Source organism: Planococcus glaciei (assembly GCF_900099655.1).
Taxonomy (GTDB): domain Bacteria; phylum Bacillota; class Bacilli; order Bacillales_A; family Planococcaceae; genus Planococcus; species Planococcus glaciei.
The window spans coordinates 14,567-40,704 of the sequence record NZ_FNDC01000008.1 but is presented as its reverse complement, the minus strand read 5'-3'; the positions used below and the strand labels follow the sequence as shown (position 1 = coordinate 40,704).

Annotated in this window: 24 protein-coding genes; 2 read left to right on the top strand and 22 right to left on the bottom strand. The window is 49.3% G+C overall.

The annotated features are described in order from the left end of the window. Positions 1 to 90: 90 nt before the first annotated feature. The 16 genes from BLQ32_RS10965 to BLQ32_RS10890 all read right to left on the bottom strand — a co-directional run bounded on the left by BLQ32_RS10965 (position 91) and on the right by BLQ32_RS10890 (position 15,657). Positions 91 to 942 (bottom strand): aspartate/glutamate racemase family protein, encoded by an 852-nt coding sequence (locus BLQ32_RS10965; protein ID WP_244890346.1) that lies wholly within the window; start codon positions 940 to 942, stop codon positions 91 to 93. A 10-nt stretch (positions 943 to 952) separates the two neighbouring features. Then, entirely contained in the window at positions 953 to 2,332 is a 1,380-nt protein-coding gene (locus tag BLQ32_RS10960; RefSeq protein WP_074510342.1) for an FAD-dependent oxidoreductase, read from the bottom strand. A 5-nt stretch (positions 2,333 to 2,337) separates the two neighbouring features. Beyond that, on the bottom strand, positions 2,338 to 2,787 hold the full coding sequence (locus BLQ32_RS10955) for a GlcG/HbpS family heme-binding protein (RefSeq protein WP_074510341.1): 450 nt from the start codon (positions 2,785 to 2,787) through the stop codon (positions 2,338 to 2,340). Positions 2,788 to 2,802: 15 nt separating this feature from the next. Continuing rightward, a complete protein-coding gene (locus BLQ32_RS10950) occupies positions 2,803 to 3,543 on the bottom strand; it encodes an SDR family NAD(P)-dependent oxidoreductase (RefSeq protein ID WP_074510340.1) in 741 nt (246 codons plus the stop codon). Between the two features lie 18 nt (positions 3,544 to 3,561). Further along, entirely contained in the window at positions 3,562 to 4,983 is a 1,422-nt protein-coding gene (locus BLQ32_RS10945) for an FAD-binding protein (protein ID WP_074510339.1), read from the bottom strand. Further along, positions 4,980 to 5,876 (bottom strand): isocitrate lyase/PEP mutase family protein, encoded by an 897-nt coding sequence (locus BLQ32_RS10940; protein ID WP_074510338.1) that lies wholly within the window; start codon positions 5,874 to 5,876, stop codon positions 4,980 to 4,982. The genes BLQ32_RS10945 and BLQ32_RS10940 overlap by 4 nt, the downstream gene beginning before the upstream one ends. Before the next feature lie 18 nt (positions 5,877 to 5,894). Next, positions 5,895 to 6,695, bottom strand: a complete 801-nt coding sequence (locus tag BLQ32_RS10935; protein ID WP_074510337.1) for an FAD synthetase family protein — start codon at positions 6,693 to 6,695, stop codon at positions 5,895 to 5,897. A gap of 19 nt (positions 6,696 to 6,714) precedes the next feature. After that, positions 6,715 to 7,668 (bottom strand): VOC family protein, encoded by a 954-nt coding sequence (locus tag BLQ32_RS10930; RefSeq protein WP_074510336.1) that lies wholly within the window; start codon positions 7,666 to 7,668, stop codon positions 6,715 to 6,717. A gap of 244 nt (positions 7,669 to 7,912) precedes the next feature. Next, positions 7,913 to 8,926, bottom strand: a complete 1,014-nt coding sequence (dmpG, locus tag BLQ32_RS10925) for a 4-hydroxy-2-oxovalerate aldolase (protein ID WP_074510335.1) — start codon at positions 8,924 to 8,926, stop codon at positions 7,913 to 7,915. A gap of 12 nt (positions 8,927 to 8,938) precedes the next feature. After that, on the bottom strand, positions 8,939 to 9,817 hold the full coding sequence (locus BLQ32_RS10920) for an acetaldehyde dehydrogenase (acetylating) (protein WP_074510334.1): 879 nt from the start codon (positions 9,815 to 9,817) through the stop codon (positions 8,939 to 8,941). Beyond that, positions 9,814 to 10,605 carry a 2-keto-4-pentenoate hydratase gene (locus BLQ32_RS10915; RefSeq protein ID WP_074510333.1) on the bottom strand — a complete coding sequence of 264 codons (792 nt, stop codon included), beginning with the start codon at positions 10,603 to 10,605 and terminating at the stop codon, positions 9,814 to 9,816. Before BLQ32_RS10915 ends, BLQ32_RS10920 begins: the two co-directional genes overlap by 4 nt. Positions 10,606 to 10,620: 15 nt before the next feature. Next, the gene (locus BLQ32_RS10910) at positions 10,621 to 11,097 is read right to left on the bottom strand and encodes a flavin reductase family protein (RefSeq protein WP_074510332.1); all 477 of its coding nucleotides are present in this window, start codon (positions 11,095 to 11,097) and stop codon (positions 10,621 to 10,623) included. Positions 11,098 to 11,128: 31 nt separating this feature from the next. Next, positions 11,129 to 12,082, bottom strand: coding sequence for a VOC family protein (locus tag BLQ32_RS10905; RefSeq protein WP_074510331.1), 954 nt, complete (start codon positions 12,080 to 12,082; stop codon positions 11,129 to 11,131). Between the two features lie 442 nt (positions 12,083 to 12,524). Then, positions 12,525 to 13,727: an acyl-CoA dehydrogenase family protein gene (locus tag BLQ32_RS10900; protein WP_244890345.1), complete on the bottom strand. Its 1,203-nt coding sequence runs from the start codon at positions 13,725 to 13,727 to the stop codon at positions 12,525 to 12,527. A 51-nt stretch (positions 13,728 to 13,778) separates the two neighbouring features. Further along, positions 13,779 to 14,636: an alpha/beta fold hydrolase gene (locus BLQ32_RS10895; protein WP_074510329.1), complete on the bottom strand. Its 858-nt coding sequence runs from the start codon at positions 14,634 to 14,636 to the stop codon at positions 13,779 to 13,781. Between the two features lie 385 nt (positions 14,637 to 15,021). After that, complete coding sequence (locus BLQ32_RS10890) at positions 15,022 to 15,657, bottom strand: GntR family transcriptional regulator (protein ID WP_074510328.1); 636 nt, start codon at positions 15,655 to 15,657, stop codon at positions 15,022 to 15,024. A 252-nt stretch (positions 15,658 to 15,909) separates the two neighbouring features. Here BLQ32_RS10890 and BLQ32_RS10885 point away from each other — a divergent pair, with 252 nt between their 5' ends. Further along, positions 15,910 to 17,253: an MmgE/PrpD family protein gene (locus BLQ32_RS10885; RefSeq protein WP_175557106.1), complete on the top strand. Its 1,344-nt coding sequence runs from the start codon at positions 15,910 to 15,912 to the stop codon at positions 17,251 to 17,253. A 61-nt stretch (positions 17,254 to 17,314) separates the two neighbouring features. Here the strand turns inward: BLQ32_RS10885 and BLQ32_RS10880 are convergent, their stop codons facing one another. The 5 genes from BLQ32_RS10880 to BLQ32_RS10860 form a co-directional block, all read right to left on the bottom strand. Further along, positions 17,315 to 18,322 (bottom strand): LacI family DNA-binding transcriptional regulator, encoded by a 1,008-nt coding sequence (locus tag BLQ32_RS10880; protein WP_074510326.1) that lies wholly within the window; start codon positions 18,320 to 18,322, stop codon positions 17,315 to 17,317. A 381-nt stretch (positions 18,323 to 18,703) separates the two neighbouring features. Beyond that, positions 18,704 to 21,370: a pyruvate, phosphate dikinase gene (gene ppdK, locus BLQ32_RS10875; protein ID WP_074510325.1), complete on the bottom strand. Its 2,667-nt coding sequence runs from the start codon at positions 21,368 to 21,370 to the stop codon at positions 18,704 to 18,706. Between the two features lie 30 nt (positions 21,371 to 21,400). Next, a complete protein-coding gene (locus BLQ32_RS10870; RefSeq protein WP_036803509.1) occupies positions 21,401 to 22,204 on the bottom strand; it encodes a pyruvate, water dikinase regulatory protein in 804 nt (267 codons plus the stop codon). A gap of 236 nt (positions 22,205 to 22,440) precedes the next feature. Then, entirely contained in the window at positions 22,441 to 23,787 is a 1,347-nt protein-coding gene (locus BLQ32_RS10865; protein ID WP_074510431.1) for a S8 family serine peptidase, read from the bottom strand. 360 nt (positions 23,788 to 24,147) lie between these two features. Then, a complete protein-coding gene (locus tag BLQ32_RS10860) occupies positions 24,148 to 24,891 on the bottom strand; it encodes a CPBP family intramembrane glutamic endopeptidase (protein ID WP_074510324.1) in 744 nt (247 codons plus the stop codon). A gap of 223 nt (positions 24,892 to 25,114) precedes the next feature. On the opposite strand from BLQ32_RS10860, the gene BLQ32_RS10855 reads away from it, so the two are divergent. Continuing rightward, the gene (locus BLQ32_RS10855) at positions 25,115 to 25,483 is read left to right on the top strand and encodes a hypothetical protein (protein ID WP_074510323.1); all 369 of its coding nucleotides are present in this window, start codon (positions 25,115 to 25,117) and stop codon (positions 25,481 to 25,483) included. 49 nt (positions 25,484 to 25,532) lie between these two features. Here the strand turns inward: BLQ32_RS10855 and BLQ32_RS10850 are convergent, their stop codons facing one another. Further along, complete coding sequence (locus BLQ32_RS10850) at positions 25,533 to 25,934, bottom strand: UPF0158 family protein (RefSeq protein ID WP_074510322.1); 402 nt, start codon at positions 25,932 to 25,934, stop codon at positions 25,533 to 25,535. Between the last annotated feature and the right edge of the window lie 204 nt (positions 25,935 to 26,138).

Below are 26,138 nucleotides of genomic sequence, written 5' to 3'. Positions count from 1 at the left end.
AATAAACTGAAATATTTCTCATTTATTTTTCAAATGACGGCTCCACAGAGAAAACACCTCCAGCCCAAAGCCGGAAGTGTTTCTGCCAAGTCAGATATTAACGCCTGCTTTAACAGATAAGCCGTAATCCAAGCCGGCATGAATCTCGCTTTCCTGATTGTAGAACGCGCGCAGTTTTTTCACTGCCTCTTCCGGCGGCTTGGCATTAAAGAAACCTTTACGGGTCATCGTGACGCCTGAATTCACTTTTAAATCGGTTAGGCTTTCACACATTTTGATCCCGGCCGCAAAAGAATCGACTACCGGCACATCGCCGATCCGGGAAATGCCATGAGCAGCCAAAAAGACATTCAATGGGCCTTCGCCCGGCACAATCACATCAGCGCCAAGAGCGATGGCTTTCTCCGCGCTGGCAATAAAGCTGTCAATGACCGGCTGTGGATTTTCAAAACCGGCCAGCACATCGTAGAACCCGATCGACGTCTGGACAATCGGCCCGAGTTTTCCGCCAAGTCCGTAGCGTTCGGCATTGCTGCGCAATTGGTCCGCCAGCGGTTCCAGGAAATTGACGATGCCGATGCGGTCTCCGAGCATCGAAGCAATATGGAAAGAAGCCTGTCCGTAGCCAATCACCGGGATGTCGACCAATGCCCGCGCTTCCAGCAAACCGACGTCCGGAATGGTGCCGATGAACATGCAATCGTAGCCGGCGCTTTCGGCAATCAAGGCGTTGCGGATAAACTGTTCTTTGTGCAGGTTCTGCAAATAGGAATACGTGATAAAATGGCCGGGATAATCGCTCGGATAAGTTTCACTGGCCATGCCGTGCAGCACAATTTCCACGTCCGGGCGCGCCACTTTCTGGATATGGCCGATGACCGCATCCCGGTAAGCCGGCACGTGCTCGATCGATGTCAAACTTTGATGCCATATTTTCAACACATCCATCCCCCTAAAGTACAGCTTGTTTTTGTAATGCGGTTTGAACGGCTATCCTGCCAAAAATAGCGGCTTTGCCGAGAGAACTTCCTGTCATGTATCCTGCGCCGTGGAATCCGCCGGCGATTTCGCCGGCCGCATACAGTCCTTCAATCGGTTCATTGAACGCATTCAAGACTTGAGCGGATGGGTCGACGCTGACACCGGCATATGTTGCCAGCATCGCTACGGTTGTCCGCATTGCGTAAAATGGAGCATTGCCGATCGGCGCCGGCGTTCCGAAATGGTGCGTCAATGTGCTGCGGCCGAATTTTTGGTCTCCGCCGTTTTGGATATCGCGATTATACTCATTTATAGTGGCTTTCAACTGTTCAGCGGGAACTTCGATGATTTCCGCCAGCCTTTCAAGCGTATCCGCCTTTTCGATCAAGCCGAGAGCCAGCAGCTTGTCAAAGTCATAAAGAGCATCTCTCGAGACTCCTCCGTTCATAATCGACTGGTCCCAGACCTGGTACGTGATGCCTTCCGGCTGAAGCAAAGCTTCCGTACCGATCAGCTTATAGGAGATCGACTCATTGACAAAACGCTCTGCGAATTTATTGATGATGATGGCGCCTTTGTAAAATGCCAAGGCCTGCGATTTTCTGGGTCCGTCTGCGCTCGGATGAAAGCCGTATGTCCCTTTTAAATAAGGAAAATCACGCAGCCAGGCCCCTTGTTCACTGGCCAGTTTGATGCCGTCCCCAACATTCCCTTTGCCGCCGATGCGGATGGCACCGGATAAATGCGGTGCAAAGTTTTGGAGCAGGTCTTCGCTTCTTGAAAAGCCGCCAGACGTGAGCAGTACCCCATTCTCAGCCGTCGCGGTTTCCGTTTGGCCGCCATGTTCAAAAATCACATGTGAAACTCGTCCATTTTCATCTTTACGCAGCCGCTTGACGGACGCCCCGGTTTTAAATGATACCGTTCCGGACCCGGCAGCCGCTCGGTACAAAGCCGTAATGGCTTGCTGCGGCGTAATCGTGTGGCCCCGCGGAACGCTATGGCCGCTCACTGCCTGGACTTTATGAAACTCCACTCCTTTGGAAACAAGCCATTCAAAAGTTTCCAACTGATGCTCACCGTATGCTTCCACCAACTCGGTTTCATTCTTCCCTTGGCCGACTGCGAGCATATCGTCGACCAGGAATCGGGATTCATCGTTGATGCCTTCTTGCTGCTGGAGATCGGTTCCGGCGAACGCCATATAGCGCCCGCTGAGCAGTGAACTGCCGCCGAAATCCGCTTCTTTTTCAAGCACGAGGACAGCTGCTCCCTGTGCAGCCGCTTCCGCCGCCGCACACAAGCCCGCCATACCGGCACCGACAATGATCAAGTTATACGTTTCTCCCATAGGCTTTACACTACCTTTGAAGTCAATTCGTTCAATACCTCTAAAGCCGCTTCGCAAACTTGCATATCGTGGGAATAGTGGCCGCCGCTGACACCGATGCCGCCGATCAATTCATCATTGAGTTTGATCGGATAGCCGCCGCCAAAGATTACCAATCGCTCTGTGTGGACCAAGCCGTGCAACAACGGCGGATCGTCTTTCAAGCGGTCGTACCATTCGTGGGTCGCACGGTTGTAAGTTGCTGCTGAAAATGCTTTGTTCTGTGCAATTTCCAGGCTTAATACCGGTGCATTGTCCATTGCCGAGAAAGCTTTCAAGTTGCCGACGCGGTCGACGATGGCGATGCTGAAGGGAATGCCCATTTCTTTTCCTTTTTCAGCTGCCGCTTCCAGTAGTTTAGTGGCTAATGCCAGGCTGATGTTTTTCGACTCGATTGCTGTGATGAATTCGCTAATGATAATCTACCCCTTTTAGTTTGTTTGTGGTGTAACTGCGACCGGCTGGCCGTAGCCGAATGCTTCAATCGAAGAAGCGGTGACGGCTTTCATTTTCGGTAAACAAAGATCCACGATGACGTGTGCGATATCGATCGGCTGCAGCCAACTGGATTTGTTGACGCCTGCGCCAAGCACCGCCATCATTTGCGTATCGACGGGCCCCGGGCAAACGGCGTTGACCCGGACGCCGTACGGCTTCAATTCTTCGCCGAGCGCTTTTGAAAAACCGATGATAGCATGTTTGGATGAAATATAGGCGGAGCGGTTCGGGCCGCCTTTTGTGCCCCAGATGGACGAAATATTGATGATGACGCCGTCCCGCCTTTCAATCATTTCCGGCACGACCGCTTTGCTCAAATAAAACGGCGCGTGGACATTGATGTCATGGACCCATTTCCATTCTTCCACGGACAATTCGGTGATCGGCTTCATGCTCATGACGCCGGCATTGTTGATCAGCATATCAATTTTTCCGAAGCGCTGCTTCACTTGTGCAATTGCCTGGTCCACAGCCGCTTCATCGCCAACATCGCAAATGACGGCGATGGCTTCTAAGCCATATTGATGGTCAATTGTCTGGACGACTTCGTTGCATTCTTCTTCGCTTCTGGCGCATACGGCTACATTTGCTCCGTATGATGCCAAAAGCAGGCAAGTTTCCCGGCCAATTCCCCGGCCGCCGCCTGTGACGAACGCCACTTTTCCTGTTAACATGGGCTGCACCTCCTCACTTTATGAATAAGTTTTCACTGATGAAGCGATATACTCGACGGCGTGCTCCCCGGCCCGTTTTCCGAACACGAGGCTGCGCAATACCGATGTACCGCCCGGATATTTGCCGTAGTACAAACCGGTCATTTCGCCGGCTGCGTATAACCCCGGAATCGGCTCGTTGTCATTGGAAACGACGCGGCCATGGATGTCCGTTGCGATGCCGCCGTTCGTGAAGACGTTGCAGCAGACGATTGGATAAGCGATAAACGGGCCTTGGTCAATCGGAATCGCCCAGTTGGATTTTGGCGGCTGGATGCCGACTGCCTGCTTGCCGTCTTTTACATTCCAAAGAAATTGTCCCGGCTGCACGGCTGCATTAAAGTCGTCGACCGTCTGTTTCAAGTTTTCCGGTTTGATGTTCAACTGTAGGGCCAAACCTTCAATCGTGTCGGAGACGATCGGCGGCTGTTCGGTTTGCAGCGCTTCTTCGTAATTCGGGATGTCGTACATTTTCTGGTCGGAAATCATGTACGCGATATGCCCCGGCTGGTCGTAGAAGATTTTCCGGGCTACAGCTTCATACTGCTCATCGATTGTCGTTTCCCCTTCATCGGTAAAGCGTTCTCCGTGCTGGTTCACCAGAATGGCGTATGGATAAGTCATGACGCCGGCTTCTTCGCGTTTGCTGCGCGGATCCACCGGTTCGGCATGGAACGAGTCCCATTGCCCGGTCCCTTTTGCGCCTAATTGCTGCGCCATTCGGATGCCTTCGCCTTTGTTGTAATAGCCGCCTTCCGCAACCGGCGGAATCTTGTGCGCGTCGCGGCCGATATACTGGGCCATCATTTCCTGGCTGCCTTGGAAACCGCCAGCTGCCAAAATAACGGCATTCACGTTCAAAGTGATGCTGTCTCCCCCTTTTACGCGGATTTTCAAGCTTTCAACAGTGCCTTCTTCACCGAGTTGCAAATCCCAGGCAGTCGCTTCGTAAATGATTTCGACATTCAGTGCGCGTGCGCGAAGCGACAAGGTATCGATCAATGCCCGCCCGCCGCCTACCGGCAACAGACGCGGTTTTGATGCGGTCAAAAACATCGTCGGCAAATAGCCGAATTCGACGCCTTTCGATTCCACCCAGCGCAATGTCGGGCCGGCTTCATCGTACAAGGTTTCAATGTAGGCCCGGTCGGAAAAATTATCCGAAAAAGCCAGCATGTCTTCTTTAAAGTTTGCAGCCGGCTGATCGATGTTTTCCATCCGCATATAAGCTGCTGTCCAGCGCGAATTGCCGCCGCGGTTATCGAAATCCGCCCGTTCAATGATGGCAATCCGGATATCTTTGTCTTGTTCTTTCGCTTTTTCCGCTGCTGACAAAGCCGCTGCTGTCCCTGCAGCTCCGCAGCCAATGATGGCGATATCGTAATCCACTTCTCTTGTCATCTTTTCGGCGCCCCCTCTGCTGCTTCAAATTCCAGGTAGTCTTTTTCCCATTGTTTGATTTGCTTCAGTTTGAACAGTTCTTGCCTTTCTTCCCAGGTGCAGATCAAGTCATGGATGTTCTGCTGGGAACGGTCCTGCTTCAAGACACGCAGGCTTTCCTGTATCCCTTTGATGGCGGAACGCAGCACCGTATTGGCGCAAAGCATGATGTGAAAGCCCATCTCCTCCGCTTCTTCCAATGACACAAGCGGTGTACTGCCGCCTTCCACCATATTGATGATATGCGGAATGTCCGGCACGTTGGCGGTAATTTCCAGCAGTTGCGCGACTGTTGTCGGCGCTTCCACAAAAATCACATCTGCGCCCGCTTCTTTATAGGCATTGGCCCGTTCCAGCGCTTCGCCCATGCCGTAAACGGCCAGTGCGTCGGTCCGGGCAATGATAGACAGGTCATCGTCTTTCCGCGTGTCCACCGCCGCTTTGATCTTGTAAACCATTTCTTCTTTTGAAATGACCTGCTTGCCGCCAAAATGGCCGCATTTTTTCGGAGCCACTTGGTCTTCAAACTGGATCGCAGATGCACCGGCACGTTCCAGCTGTTTCACGGTGCGCATCAAATTGATGGCGTTGCCGAATCCGGTATCGCCATCGACGACGATCGGCACATTCGTCACGTCCGACATGCGGCTGACAACATCCGCAATTTCCGTGACAGCCGTCAGCCCGACGTCCGCCCATCCGAGCTGCGCATTGGAGATGCCCGCACCCGTCGCATAGATCGCGGGAAATCCGGTTTCTTCTATTAAACGCGCCGTCATGCCGTCATAAGCACCCGGCAGAATAAATGCATTCGGCTGCTGAAGCAGCGCTTTAAATTGCTTGTTCTTTGACATCCAACCAACCCTTCTCTATTAAGTCATCAAACTGAACGCGGTTTCTTCCACTTCTTTATGCCATTTGATCGTCATCATGCGGTCCGAGATAAAGCCGACGCGGTTGAAATTGATCTGCTGGTCAGCGGTCACTTGCAGAATGCCAACGATTTCCCGGTCATGGCATTTCACCGTTGCCACGTATTCTCCCCGTGCCGGCAAAGTGTATTGCGGAAGCAAGCCGTTTTCCGGACACCATTCAATTGTGTAAGGCTCTCCCAGTAAGTTCTGGATAAATTCAATATCCCCCACTGCCAGGCTTTCACGGATGCGGGTTGAACTGATTTTGTCGCCGCACAGCTCCACTTTTGCCACTTCGGTCACGCCGAAGCAGCCGCCGCCGTCTGCATAAAGCGTATTGACATTGCCGGCGCCTTTGGCTCCATACGTGTAGTCATAGCCGCAAACCACGTGTTTTGCACCCAGTCCGACCAAATACTGGCCGACGAATTGCTGCGGGGAAAGAGAAGCGAAATCCAGGCTGAATTCAACAATGAAGAACCAATCGACGCCCAGTTCCTGAAGCCGCTGCTGTTTTTTCTCCAGAGGCATCAAATACTCGACCTGTTTTTGCCCTTTTGACAACACGCTCTTCGGATGCGGGAAAAAACTCATGACCGCTAAAGGCAGTCCCAGTTCATCCGCTTTTCGGCGGGCCGTTTCAATAACGGTCCGATGGCCTTTATGAAGTCCGTCAAAAAATCCCAAAGCGATGACATGCTGCGGAAGCGTTTGCTGGCAATGCTGCAAATTGGCGTGATTGATTTCGATTGTTTTCATAGGATTTCGCCTCTTTTCCTTATTTTGCTTCGATCGTGATATTGTTCAATTCCTTGTCCTGGACGGTGTCTCCCCAATACGTATTGCCGAATGCCCGTTCTTTCATCGTCCATTCCACCGGTTCCCAGTCCGGTTCGAATATCAAGTAGCCGCCTGTGAACAATTCAACGCGGAAGCCGCTGCCCGGATCCATGACATACAAGTAAAGCGCCTGCGAAATGCCGTGCTTGCCTGGACCGATAAAATCGATGTCGTGTTCGCGGAGAATGTCGGCAGCCCGCAGGATGTCCTGTGAATCATCCGACCAATACGAGATATGGTGAATGCGCGCCGGCGTCGGCAAGACTGGCTTTTGTGCCAGTGCAATATCGTGGACAAGTTGGGTAACGCTCATCCAGCCAGCGATCACATCGCCATTGTCATCCCGCAAATACTCCCGCATATTGAAGCCCAATTGTTTCAGGAAATCGTAGGTGATGCCGGCATCTGTCGACGTGTGGATGTTGACATGGTCCAGTCTTCTTGGTGAGACGCCTTTCGCCCACGATTTGTACGTCTGGTTTTTCAAAATCGACTTGCGGCTTTCTTCAACTGCCGGCCGCTCGACATCGTAGTACAACTCGAACGTGTGGCCGCTTGGCAATTGAAAGCGAATCGCTTCCCCGATGCCCGGAGTGGTTCCAGCCGGCAAGTAGTCTACCGGAATTCCGTCCTGATCCAACAACTCCTGAAACCCGGCTACATCTTCCCGGTTTTTCGTGCGCCAGCCAATGTACTTCACATGGCCGCTGTCTCCTTTTTCGATGGATAAGGTATGATGCTGGAAATCTCCCCACGCCCTCAAATAATGGACGCCGCCGATCTCTGTTGTTTCCTCCAGACCAATCACTTCTTTAAAGAAATGCAATGATTTTTCCAAATCTGGTGTCACCAATGCCACATAGCCTAATTTTGCAATTTCCGGATTGCCCATTTCATCCCCGCCTTTTGTATGCGTTTACAATTAATTTAAAGAATTTGTTGAATATACTGAAATATTACACAAACAAAAACTTACATACTAGAGTAGAAATTATTCGATTCCCTCGAGATTTTCCGTTAGTTTTTGTTAGTTTTTGATTTTTGGGTCCTGCTGCTCCTAAAAATAAAAACGCTGAAAAGATTTCTCTTCTCAGCGTTTTTGCTTACCTATAGAATTTTACGGGCACTGATATGGCTTAAAGAGCTTTCTTAACCGCAAAGCTTTGAGCGACATCATAGATCAGATCTTCCTGTCCGCCGACCGCTTTCATGCGGCCGAGTTCCACCAGGATATCGCGTTCATCGACGCCGAATCTTTTGGCCGCCGCCTGCGTGTGCAGCAAAAAGCTTGAATAGACGCCTGAATAGCCCATGATCAATCCCGATCCTGTGATTTCCTGCGGGCGCTGCATGAAAGGCGCCACGACATCGTTCGCCACGTCCATGATTGAATACAAATCAATGCCGGTCTGGTAGCCGAGGCGCTCAAGCACCGCGACCATGACTTCGGTCTGCGTATTGCCGCTGCCTGCGCCGAGCGCGCGCAAGCTGCCGTCAATATATGTAGCGCCTGCTTCGACTGCTGCGACCGTGTTGGCCATGGCCATCGACAAATTATTATGGCCATGGAAGCCGATTTCGCAGGACACCGATTGCTTCAAAGCGCTGATGCGCTCGGTGACTTCATGCGGCAAGAGATACCCAGCTGAATCCGTCACGTAAATCACTTCGGCGCCGTAGCTTTCAAACAGCTTGGCTTGTTCAACGATTTTCTGAACGTCAGCCATATGCGCCATCATCAAAAAGCCGACCGTTTTTAAGCCAAGTTCACGGCCAAGGGCAATATGCTGGGCTGCCACGTCCGCTTCCGTAACATGCGTCGCCACGCGGACCATTTTGGCACCTGCTTTTACCGCGTCTTGCAAGTCTTCCTTGATGCCGATTCCCGGAATCAGCAGCACCGATACCTTCGAGTTTTTGCAGACGCCGGCGGCCGCTTCAATCAATTTGAGTTCATCCACTTTCGAAAAACCGTATTGCAAGGAAGAGCCGCCCAAGCCGTCGCCGTGCGACACTTCAAAATAACTGACTCCTGCCTGGTCAAGGCCTTTTGCTGTATCGATCACTTGCTGTTCGGTAAACGCATGCTTCATTGCATGGCTTCCGTCGCGCAACGTGACATCTAAAATTTCAAATGATCGCTGTAACATCCGTTTTCCTCCCTACACTTCAGCGGCTGCCAGCTGTTTCGCAAGTTCATTTGCTACTTTGGCCGCGGCGGCTGTCATAATATCCAGATTTCCTGAGTAAGGCGGGAAGAAATCGCCTGCCCCTTCCACTTCTAAAAACACCGATACTTTCTGGCCGTCAAATTGCGGCGTTCCGCGCAGGCGGTAACCCGGCACATAGCTTTGCACGTCCTTCACCATTTCATTGATGGAAACGGCAATCTCTTCTTCTTTGCCGCCTTCGGCAATCAGTGCGTGCACCGTATCGCGCATAAGGATCGGCGGTTCAGCCGGATTCAATATGATGATCGCTTTGCCTTTTTTGGCCCCGCCCACTTGCTCGATTGCCTTGGACGTAGTTCGCGTGAACTCGTCGATGTTAGCACGGGTTCCCGGCCCCGCACTTTTGCTTGAAATGGTCGCCACGATTTCGGCATATTCCACCGGAACGACACGGTTGATGGCATTGATAATGGGAATGGTCGCCTGGCCGCCGCACGTCACCATATTCAAGTTCGGTTGTGCAAAATGCTCGTTCAAATTCACAGTTGGAACCGTAAACGGCCCGATGGCAGCCGGCGTCAAGTCGATGACTTTTTTGCCTGCCGCGACCAGTAATTCGCTATGGTGTTTGTGCGCTTTGGCGGAAGTGGCATCAAAGACGATATCCACCAACTCCAAGCGCTCCATCAATCCATCGATGCCGTCTGTGACCACTTCATAGCCGCGGTCCTTGGCGCGCTTCAGCCCTTCCGATTCCGGATCGATGCCGACCATGACGCTCATTTCGAGTGCATCGCTGCGTTCGATTTTATACATTAAATCCGTCCCGATATTGCCGGAACCGATGATGCCGACCTTTAATTTCCTCATACTTTTTCACCTTCCCTTGCAAACGAAATGGCGACTTCGCCCAGTTCGCTGAAATCGGCTGTAAACACATCATCCCTTTCAAACGGCACCGCTTTCGACAAAGCGCCAGCCAGGACGAAATATCCGGCTTTAAGGGTGATGCCGTATTCTGCTACTGCATTGGCCAGCCAAGCCACCGCTTTAGCCGGATGGCCCATCACCGCTTCGCCTTTGGCCGAATCAAACACTTCGCCGTTCTTGTAAACGGTCATTTCAACCCCTGCCAAATCCACCGCGTCTGGAGAAGTTCTTTTCGTTCCGAGTATCGCACCTGCAGACGATCCATTATCGGCTACGGTGTCTTCGAATTTGAACTGCCAGTTTTCAATGCGGCTGTCGATGATTTCGATGGCCGGCACGACGTAATCGGTGGCAGCCAATACATCTTCCACCGTCACGCCTGGGCCTTGCAGGTCTTCTTTTAAAATAAATGCAATTTCGAATTCCACTTTCGGTTGGATAAACGCATCCATATTGACCGCTTTGTCTTCGCTGTAAACCATCGAATCCAGCACATGGCCGTAATCCGGCGTCCGGACATTGAACATATCCTGCATCACTTTGCTCGTCAACCCAATTTTCAATCCTTTGACTTGGGCGCCGTGCTGCAGCTTTTTCTGGATCTGCAGCAACTGGATCCCGTAAGCATCCTCAACAGAAATGGCTTCTGCTCCGGATGTCAAAGGAGGAATCGGTGTCTTTTCCTGTTCAGCTTGCGCCAATCGGCTTGCCGCTTTTTGAATATCCATCCTTTTCCTCCTTTTTTATAGAACAGCTGTCTTTTCTGCCAGAGCGTGGTATTGGCCGCTGAAGAAAATCAATGGATTGCCGTCTTCCAAGCGGATGTCCAACACTTCGCCAATCAATAAGGTATGGTCACCTTCAATATGTTCTGCGACCACTTTGCAGCTGACTTGCGCCAAAGCGTTCGGGACGACCGGAAGGCCTGCCAGTTCCGCAAACTCGATTCTGCTGTCGTCTTTTAATTGGCCGGCAAACATGCGGGAGTAGTTTTCCTGATCGGCGGCCAAAATATTAACCGCGAATTTCTGCGCAACTTTCACTTTTTCCAAAAAGCGCGCTTTGTGCCCAATTGATACGACGACCAGTTTTGGCGTCAATGAAACCGACATGAACGCATTGGCCGTCATTCCCGCAGGTTCGTTTTCAAACTCTGTTGTCAATACCGTGACTCCTGTGGTGAATTTGCCCATTGCATCTCGGAATAAACGATCATCCATGATAATTCCTCCTCTATTTTCGGTTTGGATCTTAAGCTTTGATGGTTGGATTATTTTCTGTTTTGGTATCCGTCTGGTCGCCCCAGTAAGTGAAGCCGATGTCCATTTCATCCAATGTCCAGACAATCGGTTCCCAGTCCGGTTCAAAAATCAAGTAGCCGTTCGTGAAGATTTCAACACGGACACCGCTGCCTGGATCGATGGCATAAATATACATGGCTTGTGAAATCCCATGCTTTCCGGGGCCTTTGAAGTGAATGCCGTTCTCTTTCAGAATATCCGCTGCCCGCAATAGGTCCTGCGCATTGTCCAGCCAGTATGAAATGTGGTGCACTTCATTTGTGGAAGCAGCATTCGGATCGTGGCTGATGGCGATATCATGCACCAATGCAGTGACACTCAACCAAGCGCCGACCAGACTGCCGTCTGGCGCCTGTACGCATTCGCGCATCTGGAAGCCTAATTTGTCCATCAGGAAATCTGCCAGTTCGTTTGCCGGCAAGGATGACAACAAGTTGACGTGATCGATCCGGCGAGGGGAGATGCCGCGTGCCCACGATTTATGCGTCTGGTTTTTCAGCACCGAACGGCTCTTCGGATCCGCCAAGGTCTTTTCCATTTCGTAATAGATTTCCAATGTATGCCCGCTTGGCATTTGGAAACGGAACGCTTTGCCTTGCCCGGCTTCAATGCCTTCTTCGTTCCATGTGATGGGCGTGCCCGATTCTTCCAGAATTTCCGCGAAACCTTCCACGTCTTCCGGCTTCTTCGTGCGCCACGCAATATGGTCCAGCTTCGCCTCATCTCCCTGGCGGATGGTCAAGGTGTGGTGCTCGAAATCCCCCCAAGCACGCAAGTAATGGACGCCGTCCCGTTCTTCTGTTTCTTCAAGGCCTAACACTTCTTTAAAAAACCAAAGTGATTTCTCAAGATCTGTGGATACCAAACCAAAATGCCCTAATTTTGCGATTTCTGGAATTGCCATTTGCGTTTCCCCCTTATGGTTGGTTGATAATATAAATATGATTAAGTAAGGTGTACTAAAAAAATTAACTTTGATATTCCGCTTCGGTCGCTTTGGGCATGGCTCTCGCCATGAGCCGAGAAAACCACTCGTCTCATAGCTAAAAACCTTCTGCTCCTGCATCGCTGCGCTAGCTTCGTCGCAAAGGAAATGCTCCAAAATGCTTTTGGATCATTTCCTTGCCTAGCCCTTGGGCGCGCCGGCGCTGGATAAGCATTCTATAAAAAAGTGAATCATTTAGATAGTCTCTTGATCCTCATTAACTAAGATATGGAGCAAAACAGCGGAGACGCCTGCGGCTAAAAACACATGCTCCTGCATCGCTGCGCTGCTTCGTCGCAAAGCTAATGGCCTTGCAAGCTACAGCCATTAGCTTCGTAGCTGTTTTGCGGAATATCTTTATTTAAACGAAATAAGTATTCGGTTCCTGGCCGCACATGACGCGTCCGTAGGTTTCGATCAAGCTGTTCGGTGTGATGAAGCCGTGCAGGTGCATCGACAGGAAATCACGGTAGACCAGCTGAAACAAGTTGTTGTTGTAGGAGAAGACGGACCCGGCGCCTTCGGTCATCAAGTCGATCGCTTCTTTGCAGAGCTGGTTGACGTAGCCGAAATCCGCTTTCATGCGAATGCCTTCTTCCATCGTCAGCTGCTTGCCTCTCACCGAATAGTCATCGAGCATATCAACCGCACGGTACAGATGAAGTTCAGCGGAATCGATTTTCAGTTGGGCTTGCGCCACTTGCAGGTGGGTGATCGGCGCTTCGCTCATTTTGTTGTAGAACGTATTGCCGATTCCCGCTTTTCCGACGCGCTCCATGTGAAGGTCAAGCGCTGCCTGCGCCAAACCTAATGCCGGTGCAACAATCGACAAAGTCAAGGAAGGGACAAAAGGCGTCTGGTAAAGCGGCACATGTTTTAACGGTTCAATCATGTATTCGCCTTGTCTTGCCAAACGGTCGAGCGACACGCGGTGCTCCGGAAGAAAGACATTTTCAACGCGGACGCTGTTGCTGCCTGACCCTTTCAAGCCCATGACGTTCCAGTCATCAAGAACCGTCACTTCGTGCCTTGGAAGCACCATAATCGCCATTTCCATGCCGCCGTTTTCGTCGGCTACCGGGAATCCGAAGTAGAACCAGTCTGCATGCGGGCTTCCGGAAACAAATGGCCACTGTGCTTCTTTAATGAAATAGCCGCCTTCCGCTTTTTCGATTTCGCATTTGATCGGTTTGAAGTTCCCAGCCAAAATGACGTCTTCTCCAGGACCGAAAATTTCATCGAGGGCTTGCTGGCCGAATGCATATGAAATCATGTAGTCGCGGATGTTGCTTAGCGACACGAACCAGCCGGCCGAACCGTTGCCGCGGGAAATCTCCGTCACCACTTCCGTATAAGTCCGCATATTCGTCTGGTGTCCGCCGAAAATCTCCGGACGCAGCACTTTCAATAAGCCATTGCTTTGAAGATCTTGGACCACTTCATCCGGTATTGCGCTGTTGCGGTCGATTTCAAAACTTAGTTCACGCAATTTCGGAATCAACGCTGTGCCGTTTTCGACCAGTGTTTGTTTAATATCAGTCGCCATTTGAGTCAATATAGCCACGCCCCTTGTTTTTTATTCATTTGGATAACCATCCCAATTGGTTAGTAGTGTTTAAACTTGATTGAGCACTTTATTGCGGTCAAAGAAATCATGCGTCAATTTGATAAATTGCTCTTTTTGTTCGATTTGCGCCCAGTGGCCGCAGCGTTTGAAAACATGCAGTTCGGCGTTTTCCAGATAATCCATGACATACAGGCTGCTTGCCAATGGAACGAAGCGGTCCTGGTGGCCGTGGATCAACAGAAATTCATGCTTCATGCGCTTTAAAGCGGATGGCGGAACCAGCATATCCGATAAGTGGGTATTTTTGAAATTCGCTTCGTAGGAACGAAGCACTTCCGGACGGTTGAACAATTCCATGCGCTGTTCCACAATGGCATCGAGTTTCTCTTCCATGCCCGTCGTGTCGTAAAGGAACCAGCTCAACAAATTGCGCAAAGATTTCGCTGTCGGATCTTTATGGAAGTTTGCCAGCTTGCTGAGTTCCGGTGTCGGTTCAGTCAAGCCGCCGCCTGCCCCCATCAATACGATGCGGTCAAAGCGCTCGGGTGTATCCATTGCCAGGAATAAAGAAATGACCCCGCCAAGTGAGTTGCCGACCAAATGGGCTTTCTCGACATTCAAGCGGTCCATCAAATTCAGAATTTGTTCAATCCGCAAGTTCATCCATTGCACGCCATTGGACGGATATTCCGACGGATGCTCGGTCTCGCCAAACCCGACTAGATCCGGCGCTACGACATGATAGTCATTGGCGTATTGCGCGAGTACGTCCTGCCAGTTTGAACTGGCACTGGCTCCTGGGCCGCTGCCGTGCAGGAAGATGATCGTTTCGCTGTTGCCCGCTCCTCCTTCGTGTATGAGGGTTTCGTAAGTTCCTGTCTGGACTTTATGCGTCTTGATTGGCATGTACATCTGCTCCTTCTAGCTAAAATTTTAGGTCATATAAATATTGAAGAAATAAGCTTGTAAAATAGAATTTGTTGTCTTTAGGGCCAAATTGAAATTCTAATATTTTAGTTGAGCTATTCTTTGCCATTTAGCTGGTGGTGTCAGCCGAACATTTCGTTTCAGCTCCCAGAATTAAAACGCTTACATTTCAAAAATGAAGATATTTCGTTTATGCTTCTGGTCCTCCTTCCTGCTTTTCCTATCAGCTTGCTTTGGTTCTTGATTTTGATTCTATGCGCAAGATCCGTAGTTTTCAATCTATTTTGAAAACTCAATAAATAGTTGTTACATTCCTTTTCGTTTTCTGTATAAAACTTACGGAAAACGGACGCCTTTTTCGTATTTACGCATTCACAAGCTTGTATTTTTCGGTAATAAATTGCGCAACTCGCAATAAATGCTTCCGCACCAGCAGCTCGGTCAGCTTGGTATCGCGGTCTTTTAAAGCGTAGTAAATCATCCGGTGTTCCGCTTGCGATTGCTCCCGGTTTCCGCCTTGAAACAATTCATCGGAGATGTTGACGTAATTCAAGTAATCCCAATTGATTTTGTTCGTCCGGAACGCAAAATCGTTATCGGCTGCTTTGCAGATGATCGTATGGAATTGCACGTTCAGCGCTTCGTAGTCGTCAGCGGCCACCCCCGGAAACTCCATCGCTTCGAGCACTTTCTTCAATTCCTCCAACTGCAATTCGGTGATGGACCGGGATGCCTGCTCGGCCAGAAAAACGTCAATCGCGACACAGAGCTGCAGCCGATCCTGGATTTCTTTCGGCTCCGGGCGGCGGACAAAAACGCCGACTTGCGGTGTAATTGTGATATAGCCTTCCCTTTCCAATTGCGCCAATGCCTTGTGGACCGGCGTCCGGCTCATGTTCATTTCTTCTGCCAGCCCGTTGATGCTGATCGATTCCTGCATCGAGAACTTTCCTTGGACAATCATATTTTTGATGGTTTTATACGCCTGTTCTTCTTTCATTTCGATTCCTCCATTTTCAAAGCTAATATTTTAGTCTCGATAAAAAATAAAATTTTCAGACATTGTAGTCGAACTATAAGGGGCAATTGTTTCTTTTGTCAATGCCCTCCATTAGGAACTCGGCAAGCTAAAAAGGCTGCTGTTTTCTTTACTGATTTGACTCGATTTTGATTTTCTTATGAAAAAAATGATTGTGAGAAATTTTTTGGAAGGATAGTATGGAACTATTATTTGGAAAAGGAAGTGGTGGAATTGACGTTAAGCACGGAATGGATCCAGGCGATCCGCATTCGCCAAAAGCAAGGGCTGCCTGAAAAGATTGCCGAGAAGACAAAACTGCATATAAAAGATACCGTTGCCATTTCTTTAGCTGCTCAAAAACGTGCACCTACCGCTCATCAATCCATGCTGGCGATGGCGATGGGCGCAAGCGGCACCGGAAAAGTCATCGGCAGCCCTATGCGGTTGCCGCCTGGCCATGCGGCTTTTTGCAATACCGCTCTGGCGCATGCCTTGGATTTTGACGACATCAATGATTTGGCCAGAATTCATCCGACACCCATTTCTTTAGCGGCGGCTTTAGCTGCCGCCGATGCAGGCAAACCACCAGCCATCGATTTGGTGACAGCCGTAGCGCTTGGAAATGAACTTCTTTGCCGGATGGGCAAAGCGATTGAACCCAAGGGCGTCGGAGCGGATGCAAATTGGTTCTTGAGCCAGCTGTTTGGTTATTTTGGGGCAGCGATTACTGCCGGACTGGTGCTTGGGTTGACTGACGAGGAGCTTCGACATGCCATCGGGCTTGCCTATATGCAAGCTGCCGGCGGGAAAGAAGCAGGCGTTGGAACAGGGTCACAGGCGCGTTCCATCTATCCGGCGTTCGCTTCGATGGGCGGTGTTCAGGCGGCATTATTGGCAAGCCAAGGCGTCACGGCTCCTTCCAGCAGTATGGATGGACCGACTGGATTTTTTCGGATCTATTTCGGGCAAAATCTTGCAAAGTCCCAGCAAAGTATCCTGCTGGATACAGAAATATGGGTGTTTGCTGACACTTCGATTAAACTTTTTCCCAGCTGCCGTTATTCGCATCCTTTTATCCAAGCAGCATTGCTGCTTCGCGGCAAAACAGAAGCACAAGAAATCAGCAGAATTGTCATCGGCGCCAACGAAACTGCCGCGATGCTTTGCCGTCCTTTGGCAGAGCGTTGCCGCCCCCGCACCTTACAGGATGCCAAATTCAGCATTCCCTTCATGGTGGCATTTGCACTCGTCCACGGCCGAGTGGATTTAAACAATTTAACGGAAAAAGCATTGGACGATTCCAACGTTTTACAGCTTTCAAGCTTGATTGAAATAAAACCGGCCCAAGCCAACTTTCCTGGTTTGCCTCCGGGCGATATCCGCATATTCACAAAATCGGAAGAATTTCATTCCGTCTATAGCCTCAGCCCGGATACCGATCCAAATGCCGTGAAAGACAAGTTTGTTCAATGCTGTTCAGCTGCAGAAATCACTCTTCCTGAAGCTTTATGGGGTCAACTTACGAAGCAACTGGATTATGATTTAGCAGATGCTTTAGTCAATTACTACAAATAATGGACGCCAAAAAAGCTGCAGCGGTGTAAAAACCGGTGCAGCTTTGCTTTTATAATTAGAATTACTTTTTCACAGGCAGCGGCTTCGTTGTTTGCCGTTCAACTAATGCCACATTTTTCTTTATATGCCGAATCTCTGTATCTTTGCCGCTCATGCTTTCAAAAATCAGTGATATGGCATCCTGTCCCAGCTCCTTGCTTTCAGCTGAGATGCCAACTGAACTAAGTTCGTTGAACGGATGGCTCGCTTCTGCGGAATTGCCGATTCCGATAATGCTGATATCCTTTGGAACATCCAGCCCGGCAATCTGCAAAAACTCCACCAATTGAATGGCCAGACTGTCGGATGCTGCTACAATCGCAGTCGGCTTTTTCTTAAGCACCATCAAACTTTCAAAAGCGGCATAAAGCGATACTTTGTCCGGTTCCGTAACTACTAAGCGCTTTTTACGGATTTTATGGTTATTTGCCTGCAAGGCATGGACAAAACCGAGAAGGCCGTCCCTATTCATTTCGGAGTCGAGCAGTCCGCCGACCCAGGCGATCTCTTGATGGCCGCTGTCAATGAAATGACTAGCCGCCAAATAACCGGCTTCTGCATAATCCAAAGAAACCGAATAGCCGTTTTCCGAATAGCCTTCATTCAATAGAACGAATGGAATACCGGACTGTGTCAATTTTTCAGCAAGCCCTTCCTCGATCGACATGGAAGAAACGATGACGCCAGCGGTTCCTTGGGCTGCTAATTCATTGTATAACGCTTCTTTGTCTCCTGCAGCGAACACATGAATATTCACGAGCATCCCTTGTTCTGCAGCACTATTCACAATTTCCTGCATCGCGCCCTGGTAGATGATCGGGTCATTTGCGGATGCTAAAATTCTGATGGTTTTGGCCGCTTTCAGTTCTTCTATTTTTTCTTTCGGTTCAGCCGAATAGCCCCATTCAGTGATGGCGGCCATGACTTTGTCGTAAGTTTCCTTTTTGACTTGATCGGGTTTATTCAGCACTCTTGACACGGTGGTTTGGGAAACTCCCGCATATTTTGCGATTTCTGTCGTTGAAACCATGAAAACACCCTTTCCGAATAACGTTTATTCATCCGTTTATGTATACTCTTTAACCATACCATGTATACATGTGTGGTGGTTGAATGATTTTTTTTATTCATAATTTCTTTCTGCATTTGAGTGGATCATTCGAATGAATAACCATAAAAAGCCGCATCCTCTTTGTGAAGGATGCGGCTTTGATTTATTTTAAAGTGAATCATTCAAATGGCTTTATGATATTTACATTTACTCAAGTTTACAGCAGTATCCCCTGCCTCCTGCTTTAAACTTGAACGGCTTGGCAATGGATCAAGAAAAGAGGCCTTCCCAAAGGATGTTGCTCCTTGGAAAGGCCACTTGCCACACTTGGTTATTTTTCTGAAACTACTTCTAAACCCTTCATTTCTGCGTCACTTCAGCCCGTTTCAACCCATGTTTGATGGCAGCTTGAGCGGCAGCTAAACGCGCCAATGGAACACGGTACGGCGAACAGCTGACGTAATCCATGCCTTGCTGGCAGCAGAATTCAATCGAACTCTTTTCACCGCCATGTTCTCCGCAGATTCCCGTTTTAAGGTCCGGACGGGTCTGCTTTCCTAATTTGATGCCCGTTTTCACCAGTACGCCCACACCTTCCCGGTCGAGCACAGCAAATGGATTGTCCGGAAGGATCTTTCTGTCCACATAATCTTTCAGGAACTTGCCTTCCGCATCGTCGCGGCTGTAGCCGAACGTCGTCTGCGTTAAATCATTTGTGCCAAATGAAAAGAAGTCGGCTTCGGTGGCAATTTCATCGGCTGTAAGTGCGGCACGCGGCACTTCGATCATGGTGCCGACCGAGTATTCAATTTGTTCACCCGTTTTCTCCTGGACTTTAACCGCGGTTTCATTGACCAGCTCACGCAGGATTTTCAGTTCATTGACATGGCCTACAAGCGGAATCATGATTTCGGGTTTTACTGTAATCCCTTTGCTTTGCAGTTTAGCCGCTGAATTGAAAATAGCGGTCACCTGCATTTCATAGATTTCCGGATGGATAATTCCGAGGCGGCATCCACGGTGGCCCAGCATCGGGTTCGATTCATGCAATTGGCGGACGCGTTTCAACAGTTTTTCTTTTGCAGCCAGTCCCGGAGAATGGGAATCCGTCACTTGCATTTCAGCCACTTCTACGGCTAACTGTTCTTTGTCCGGCAAAAATTCATGAAGCGGCGGGTCAAGCAGCCGGATGGTCACTGGAAGCCCCTGCATCGCTTCAAAGATTCCTTCAAAATCACTTTCCTGCATCGGCAATAGCCGGTCGAGTGCCAGTATTCTTTCTTCTTCCGTTTCCGCCAGGATCATTTGCTGAACAATCGGGGACCGTTTCGATTCCATAAACATATGCTCGGTCCGGCACAGCCCAATACCTTCCGCTCCGAATTCCACTGCTTTTCTGGCGTCTTCCGGATTGTCGGCATTCGCCCGTACATCGAGGCTTCGTTCCTGATCCGCCCATGACAGCAACAGTTCAAATTCCTTTGACAGCTCCGGCGCAATCATTGGGATCTCTCCCGCGAAAATTTCACCGGTTCCACCGTCTATCGTAATGATATCGAGCTGTTTGATGACCGTTTCGCCCACTTGGAATTGTTTTCGCTGCATATCGATCCGTAAAGCTTCACAGCCGCATATGCATGATTTGCCCATGCCTCTTGCCACTACGGCCGCATGGCTCGTCATGCCGCCGCGGCTCGTGACAACGCCTTGTGCCGCGATAATGCCATGGATATCGTCCGGAGTCGTTTCCGTGCGGACCAAGATCACGTTTATGCCTTCTTTGCTCAAATGCTCGGCTTCGTCCGGATCGAATACGACCCGTCCCGTAGCCGCTCCCGGGGAAGCCGGCAAGCCCTTCGCCAGCACATCTTTCTGGTAGCGGTCGTCAATGCGGCGGTGAAGCAATTGGTTGAGCTGTTCAGGCTCCACCCGGCCGATCGCCTCCTGTTTTGTCAGGACGCCTTCTTCCACCATTTCGACTGCAGTACGCAGCGCGGCCTGGGCCGTCCGTTTGCCGTTCCGCGTCTGCAGAATGAACAATTTGCCGTGTTCGACGGTAAATTCAATGTCCTGCATATCGCGGTAATGGCGCTCCAGCTGCCGGCATACTTCCGTGAACTGTTCAAACACTTCCGGCATATCCTGTTTTAACGTATCGATCGGATTCGGGGTCCGGATGCCGGCCACGACATCTTCCCCTTGGGCATTGATGAGGTATTCGCCGTACAATAAAGCTTCACCGGTCGATGGATTGCGCGTGAAAGCGACGCCCGTCCCGGAATCATTGCCCATATTGCCGAACACCATGCTTTGGATATTCACCGCTGTGCCGTAATGGCCGGGGATTTTATTCAGCTGGCGGTAGACGATTGCCCGCTGGTTGTTCCAGGAGTCGAAAACGGCATTAATCGCCAGGAACAGCTGCTGCATCGGATCTTGTGGAAATTCTTCTTTTTTATGCTTTTTGACAATCTTTTTATATTCCGCAATGACTTCCTTCCAATCATCTGCTTCCAGCTCAGGATCGTTTTGGTAGCCTTTCGCTTCTCTGAATTTCTCCAAATACTGTTCAAAATAAAACACGTCAATTTCCAGCACGACATTTGAAAACATCTGGATAAAACGCCGGTAGGAGTCATAGGCGAAACGCGGATTGCCGGTCAGCCTGGCTACCGCTTCCACTGTTTCATCGTTCATTCCCAAGTTTAAAACGGTATCCATCATTCCGGGCATTGAAAAAACCGAACCGGAGCGCACCGACACCAGCAAAGGATTGTCTGTCCCGCCTAATTTCTTCCCGGTCGTTTCTTCCAAGCGGTTTAACGACTCCAGGATTTCGGTTTTCACTTCATCTTGTATGCGCTTTCCGGATTCGTAGTAATCGTTGCAGGCTTGTGCAGAAATCGTGAATCCGGGCGGTACCGGCAAACCGATATTCGTCATTTCGGCTAAATTTGCCCCTTTGCCGCCCAGGATCTCTTTCATCTCACTGTTTCCTTCATCAAACATGTATACCATTTTAACCATCCAAATGCCTCCTCAAAATGATCAATGTGTTTAGAGATTCAGAATATCAATTACGTCGTTCGCCGTTTCTTCAATCGCCTTGTTTGACACATTAATGACCGGACAGCCGACGCGCTTCATGATTTTTTCAGCGTAATCCAGTTCCTGCAGGATCCGGTCAAACTGGGCATAAGATGCATTCGGCTGCAGGCCCATTTTTTTCAGCCGCTCTTTGCGGATCGCATTTAAGTTGTCCGGTGTAATGACCAGGCCGATGCACCTGCCTTTCGGTACCTCAAACAGTTCAACCGGTACAGGCACTTCCGGAACCAACGGAATATTGGCGACTTTATAGCCTTTATATGCCAAATACATCGAAAGCGGCGTTTTGGACGTCCGGGAGACGCCGATCAACACGATATCCGCTTTTTTGATGCCTTCCAGATCCCGCGCATCATCATACTTCACCGCAAACTCAATGGCGTCCACTTTTTGGAAATACCTTTCATCCAAGACATGCGTGAGCCCTGGCTTATGGGCGGGCTCCCGATTGAACTTTTCGACAAAAGCCTGCATCAAAGGCGCCAATAAATCAACCGCAGAAACATTTTCTTCTTCGGCCCGTTTGTTCAGATAATCCCTCAGTTCATCGACGACAATCGTATACACGATGATGGAAGAATCTTTTTTGGCTTTTGCAATGATTTCGTCAATATCCGCTTCATCACTGACATGCGACGTATGGTGGATGCCAATTTCATCCTCGAGGAATTGGGCGGCTACTGCTTTAACCACCCGTTCGGCTGTTTCGCCGATGGAATCTGATACGACATAAACGATTTCTTTTCGGCTCAATTTACCCTCTCCCCGTATTCAAAAGTCAATAAGAAAAATGCTCAGCTGATAGAAGAGCATTCATTAAGATTAATGATAGGGCAAAGCCAGCAAATTTGCTATAGTTTTTGTAATTTTCCCATCATTTAGCGTTTTGTTTAGCTTTAAAAAATATTATTTTACAAAAAAATAAAACAGCCATCTCCGAAACCGATTGATTCCGGAGATGGCTGTTTTTCATGTAGGCTGTTTCCAAATCAATCCAGTGCGTCTACCGCATCGATCAATCCGAAGCCAGAATATTTGTCATAACCTGTTTTGAAAACATCTTCAGATGAAGACTGGATGATGTGCTTGACTTGTGCCGGCTTCAATTTGTCTTTGCCGTGCTTTGCAATGATGACGCCTGCAAGCCCAGCCACTTTTGGTGCAGCCATTGACGTGCCGGCTTTATAGCCGTATTTGCCGCCCGGAATGGTCGCATAAGACAAGTAGGAATTGTCGCGCCCTGTCTTTGTTACCGGATCGTAGTTCGGGCCCAAGTCGCCGCCCGGGGCCATTACGTCAATTTTGCCGACGCCGTAGTTCGAGTAATATGCCAAGTTCTTAGCCGCTCCGCCTGCTGAAACGCGGATCATCGTTTGGCTGCTCGGGCTTCTGTGCGTCGCACCGCCGTCGTCACCGGACATTTTGCCCGGGCTTGTGATATCGAGGCTGTTGTTGCCAGAAGAGCCGACAACTGTCACGCCTTGCTGGATCGCGTACTGGATGGCGCGGTTGAACAGGCGCATGTCCGCTGCAACATCACTTGTTTTTTGTTCCGGATCCTGCAGCCAGTCATAGCCGCCAAGCGACATGTTGACGACATCAACATTGTCATCTGCCGCAGTTCTTAAAGCTTCAGCAATGCTCGCTGTCGATGCTCCGCCAGTCGGCCCGAAGACGCGGTAAGCTGCCACTTTCAAGTCGGGCCCAACACCCATAGTCCGGCCGTTTGCTGCAATGGCTCCTGCTACGTGCGTTCCGTGGCTGTTTTCATCCATCGCATCCGGATAGCCCGGTACGAATGATTTTCCGTAGGCATAGTTGTCTTTTAAGTCCGGGTGGTTGTAATCAATGCCGGTATCAATGACTGCCACGACGATATCGTTGCCATCGACTGATTTCCCGGTTCCGCCCGGCAAGTCCCACGAAGCGCCGTTTTGCGTCACTTGCTTGATGTCCCATTGGTACGCATTGTAAAGATCGGCGCTGTCGCCAATCGCTTCCGTTGCGGCCGCTTCAGCTACTGCAGGCGCTTCCGGATAAATAACGCGTTCCGGATCTGCATCCAGAACTGCGGATGATTTTTGCACTTCAGCTAAAAAGTTCGGATTGGAAGAAGACACTTCCACCGCCCCAAGCTTCGCCAATTTGGTTTTCACTTTTCCGCCAGCATTTGCCAGTACATTTTCATAGCCGGTTGGCAAACTGTTCTGGTTTTTGAAGACGACAATATAATCTTCTTTTGATGCAGCGGTTTCTTCAGCGCTGACTGCGCTGCCTAAAAGTGATGCTGCCCCTAATGCGAATGCAAATGTTCCTGCTGCCAATTTCTTTTTCATCGGTTTTTGCTTCCCCCTTGTAATCGTTTCATTTTTCATTTTATTCAAAATATTGGTACTGGTCAATCTCATTTCCTTTTATTTTGAAGTGTGCCCCGTCATTCAAAGTCCGCAAAACGTCAATCGAGCAATAACTTTTAAATATTTCCGTTCTTTTCTTAACGTTTTTTTGCGCAGCGCTGTTTTCTCCCCCTTTTTGAAGTATCCAGATGCCTAACTGATCCATTGAAAAAATGAGCGGTTTGTCATGAGGAAATAAAAGGACAGCAATTGCCTCTATTGGCGATTGCTGTCCTGGTAGACGAAACCTTTTTAAGTTTCTTTCTTATTTCACAATTCCACTCAACACCATCAGCAAGTTTAAAACCAGATGCAGGCTATTGCCGGCAGGATGCTCCCGGATCGAACCGTGATGCCGCCGAAAAACAGGCCGCCAACTGAAAAAGCCAGGCAAATCGGCCACGAAAAGCCGAGTGAAAGATGCTGCAATCCGAATCCTACGCTGGTAAATGCGACGGCCCATTTTTCCCCCATCCCTTCAGCAAAACGGCTTAAAAGCACACCTCTCCAAATCAGCTCCTCGAGCAGTGCATTTGTCACGGAAAAAATGATGGCTAAAAGCCATATCTCTGCAAAAACAGCCCCATCGTTCATGTAAATGAAAGGGATAAAGACAGCCAAGTTGACGGCTAATGCTATGGCGAGAAAATGAGCAATGCTGACACGATGAAAACCGCTCCAAATAAAAGGGATGACCATCGTTTCTTTCCATGCCGGCTTTCTCCAGTAGTTTAGTAAAGGTCGGCGCAAAATGAGCGACAGCAGCCATAAAGGAAGCAGCACAAAAATCAAAGACATGCGGCTTAAAAAGACGTGCATTTCGGTTGATTGAATTTGCGGAATCCAGTGTGCAAGAGTATATAAATACAGTGAAAAGCCGGCGCTAAATACCGCCTGCACAGCGATGACCGTTTTTATCCGCTTATCGGAAAAGACGTAAAAAAAGAACGCAAAAACTCCCCAGATGATGAGCAAACCATTGTTGTGGGTTTGCAAAGAAATCAGAAGCACGGCGAAAAAAAACAGGCAGACACTATTGATCATGAATCGTTTATTTATATGGCTGCCTCCTGCCCGTTTTAAGCTTTCAACATAGAACTACTGGCGCAGATTCAACCGTTTCTCCCCGCAGCTTTTCAGTCCTCTATTTTAAAAAAGCCTTAAAAAATGTCCGGATTTTCAGTCGACAAGTCATTCATCCATCTGTCTGCTTATCGGGTATACTGAACTCATTATGTAGGAAGAAAAAAGAAAGAGGTGCAGTGCGATGGAAACTGTATCAACCGATGCCCGATCAGAAGCGATCAAGTCCTTCCAATCCACTATCCGCAAATGCGAAAATGCCGTGGCGCAAATGACGCAGAAAGGGTCGAATACCGCCTTATTGAAGAAACGGCTAAACGCTTTGGAAATTGGTTTAGCCATCCTGGAAAATGCTTGGTACCAAAAACGGCATCCCTATACATCAGGAAATCTGGCAGAAGCAAGGCAAGTCCTGAACGGCCTATTGCCTTCTATCGAACAAAGCTGCGCCAAGTCAAAACCGGGCAGTCCGCAGCACACGCTTCTCGAGAGAAGGCTGAAATCCTTGGACTTGGCAATTCAAGCGCTTGATGATTTTTTGAGCGATAAATAGTCAAGGCAGCTTGGAGATCCCTAAGTATTATGGAGAGGAAGAATTAGCGTCACTTGAAGTGAATCTCATTGGCTTCCAGCCATTCAGTCATCCGCTTTCTGGCGTACTTCTGCTCAAACCGATGCCAGCTTTCTTCCAAATTCAACACCAGAATTTGATCTTTAAATTGCCGAAAAGGTTTTTTGCCTTCGAGTGCCTTTATTAGCACTTCTTGGTTTGGCTGCTTTTGCTTTTCTGCAAATTGCTGCATCACTTCAAAAGCTTCAGCTGATGAAATCTGCGGAACCAGCACCAAATTACGGGCAGTTTCATCATCCCAATCTATTCCGGGTTCTCCAGTCAAAGATTCATCCGCGTCATACAGGATTTCTCCCGTCACACGGTCCAAAACAGCCTGCATTTCGTCGGTGTAGTACAAAAATTCCTCCGCCAATTTTTCGGTTAATTTCATAACGTTTCACCTCTCATAAACGATGACGTATAAGGCATTATTTCTTTCGTTAACTTTTGAAAACAAACTTTCTAAATTACACTTGCCGGCCGCATGCGAATTGCCGCTCTTCTGTTCGCTGCATACCTTAAACTTTGCATTCTCAAGCATAAATATTCGCTGCATTCTAGCTAAAACATTATTTCCGTTAATGAAGCCCTAAAC

Coding starts and splice junctions, on each gene's coding strand:
- BLQ32_RS10940 (WP_074510338.1), bottom strand. CDS start 5,876: ATGTCAAAGAACAAGCAATTTAAAGCGCTGCTTCAGCAGCCGAATGCA.
- BLQ32_RS10935 (WP_074510337.1), bottom strand. CDS start 6,695: ATGAAAACAATCGAAATCAATCACGCCAATTTGCAGCATTGCCAGCAA.
- ppdK (WP_074510325.1), bottom strand. CDS start 21,370: ATGGTTAAAATGGTATACATGTTTGATGAAGGAAACAGTGAGATGAAA.
- BLQ32_RS10855 (WP_074510323.1), top strand. CDS start 25,115: ATGGAAACTGTATCAACCGATGCCCGATCAGAAGCGATCAAGTCCTTC.
- BLQ32_RS10910 (WP_074510332.1), bottom strand. CDS start 11,097: ATGGATGATCGTTTATTCCGAGATGCAATGGGCAAATTCACCACAGGA.
- BLQ32_RS10890 (WP_074510328.1), bottom strand. CDS start 15,657: ATGAAAGAAGAACAGGCGTATAAAACCATCAAAAATATGATTGTCCAA.
- BLQ32_RS10945 (WP_074510339.1), bottom strand. CDS start 4,983: ATGACAAGAGAAGTGGATTACGATATCGCCATCATTGGCTGCGGAGCT.
- BLQ32_RS10850 (WP_074510322.1), bottom strand. CDS start 25,934: ATGAAATTAACCGAAAAATTGGCGGAGGAATTTTTGTACTACACCGAC.
- BLQ32_RS10950 (WP_074510340.1), bottom strand. CDS start 3,543: ATGTTAACAGGAAAAGTGGCGTTCGTCACAGGCGGCGGCCGGGGAATT.
- BLQ32_RS10915 (WP_074510333.1), bottom strand. CDS start 10,605: ATGGATATTCAAAAAGCGGCAAGCCGATTGGCGCAAGCTGAACAGGAA.
- BLQ32_RS10895 (WP_074510329.1), bottom strand. CDS start 14,636: ATGCCAATCAAGACGCATAAAGTCCAGACAGGAACTTACGAAACCCTC.
- BLQ32_RS10960 (WP_074510342.1), bottom strand. CDS start 2,332: ATGGGAGAAACGTATAACTTGATCATTGTCGGTGCCGGTATGGCGGGC.
- BLQ32_RS10865 (WP_074510431.1), bottom strand. CDS start 23,787: ATGAAAAAGAAATTGGCAGCAGGAACATTTGCATTCGCATTAGGGGCA.
- BLQ32_RS10920 (WP_074510334.1), bottom strand. CDS start 9,817: ATGAGGAAATTAAAGGTCGGCATCATCGGTTCCGGCAATATCGGGACG.
- BLQ32_RS10905 (WP_074510331.1), bottom strand. CDS start 12,082: ATGGCAATTCCAGAAATCGCAAAATTAGGGCATTTTGGTTTGGTATCC.
- dmpG (WP_074510335.1), bottom strand. CDS start 8,926: ATGTTACAGCGATCATTTGAAATTTTAGATGTCACGTTGCGCGACGGA.
- BLQ32_RS10930 (WP_074510336.1), bottom strand. CDS start 7,668: ATGGGCAATCCGGAAATTGCAAAATTAGGCTATGTGGCATTGGTGACA.
- BLQ32_RS10880 (WP_074510326.1), bottom strand. CDS start 18,322: ATGGTTTCAACGACAGAAATCGCAAAATATGCGGGAGTTTCCCAAACC.
- BLQ32_RS10860 (WP_074510324.1), bottom strand. CDS start 24,891: ATGATCAATAGTGTCTGCCTGTTTTTTTTCGCCGTGCTTCTGATTTCT.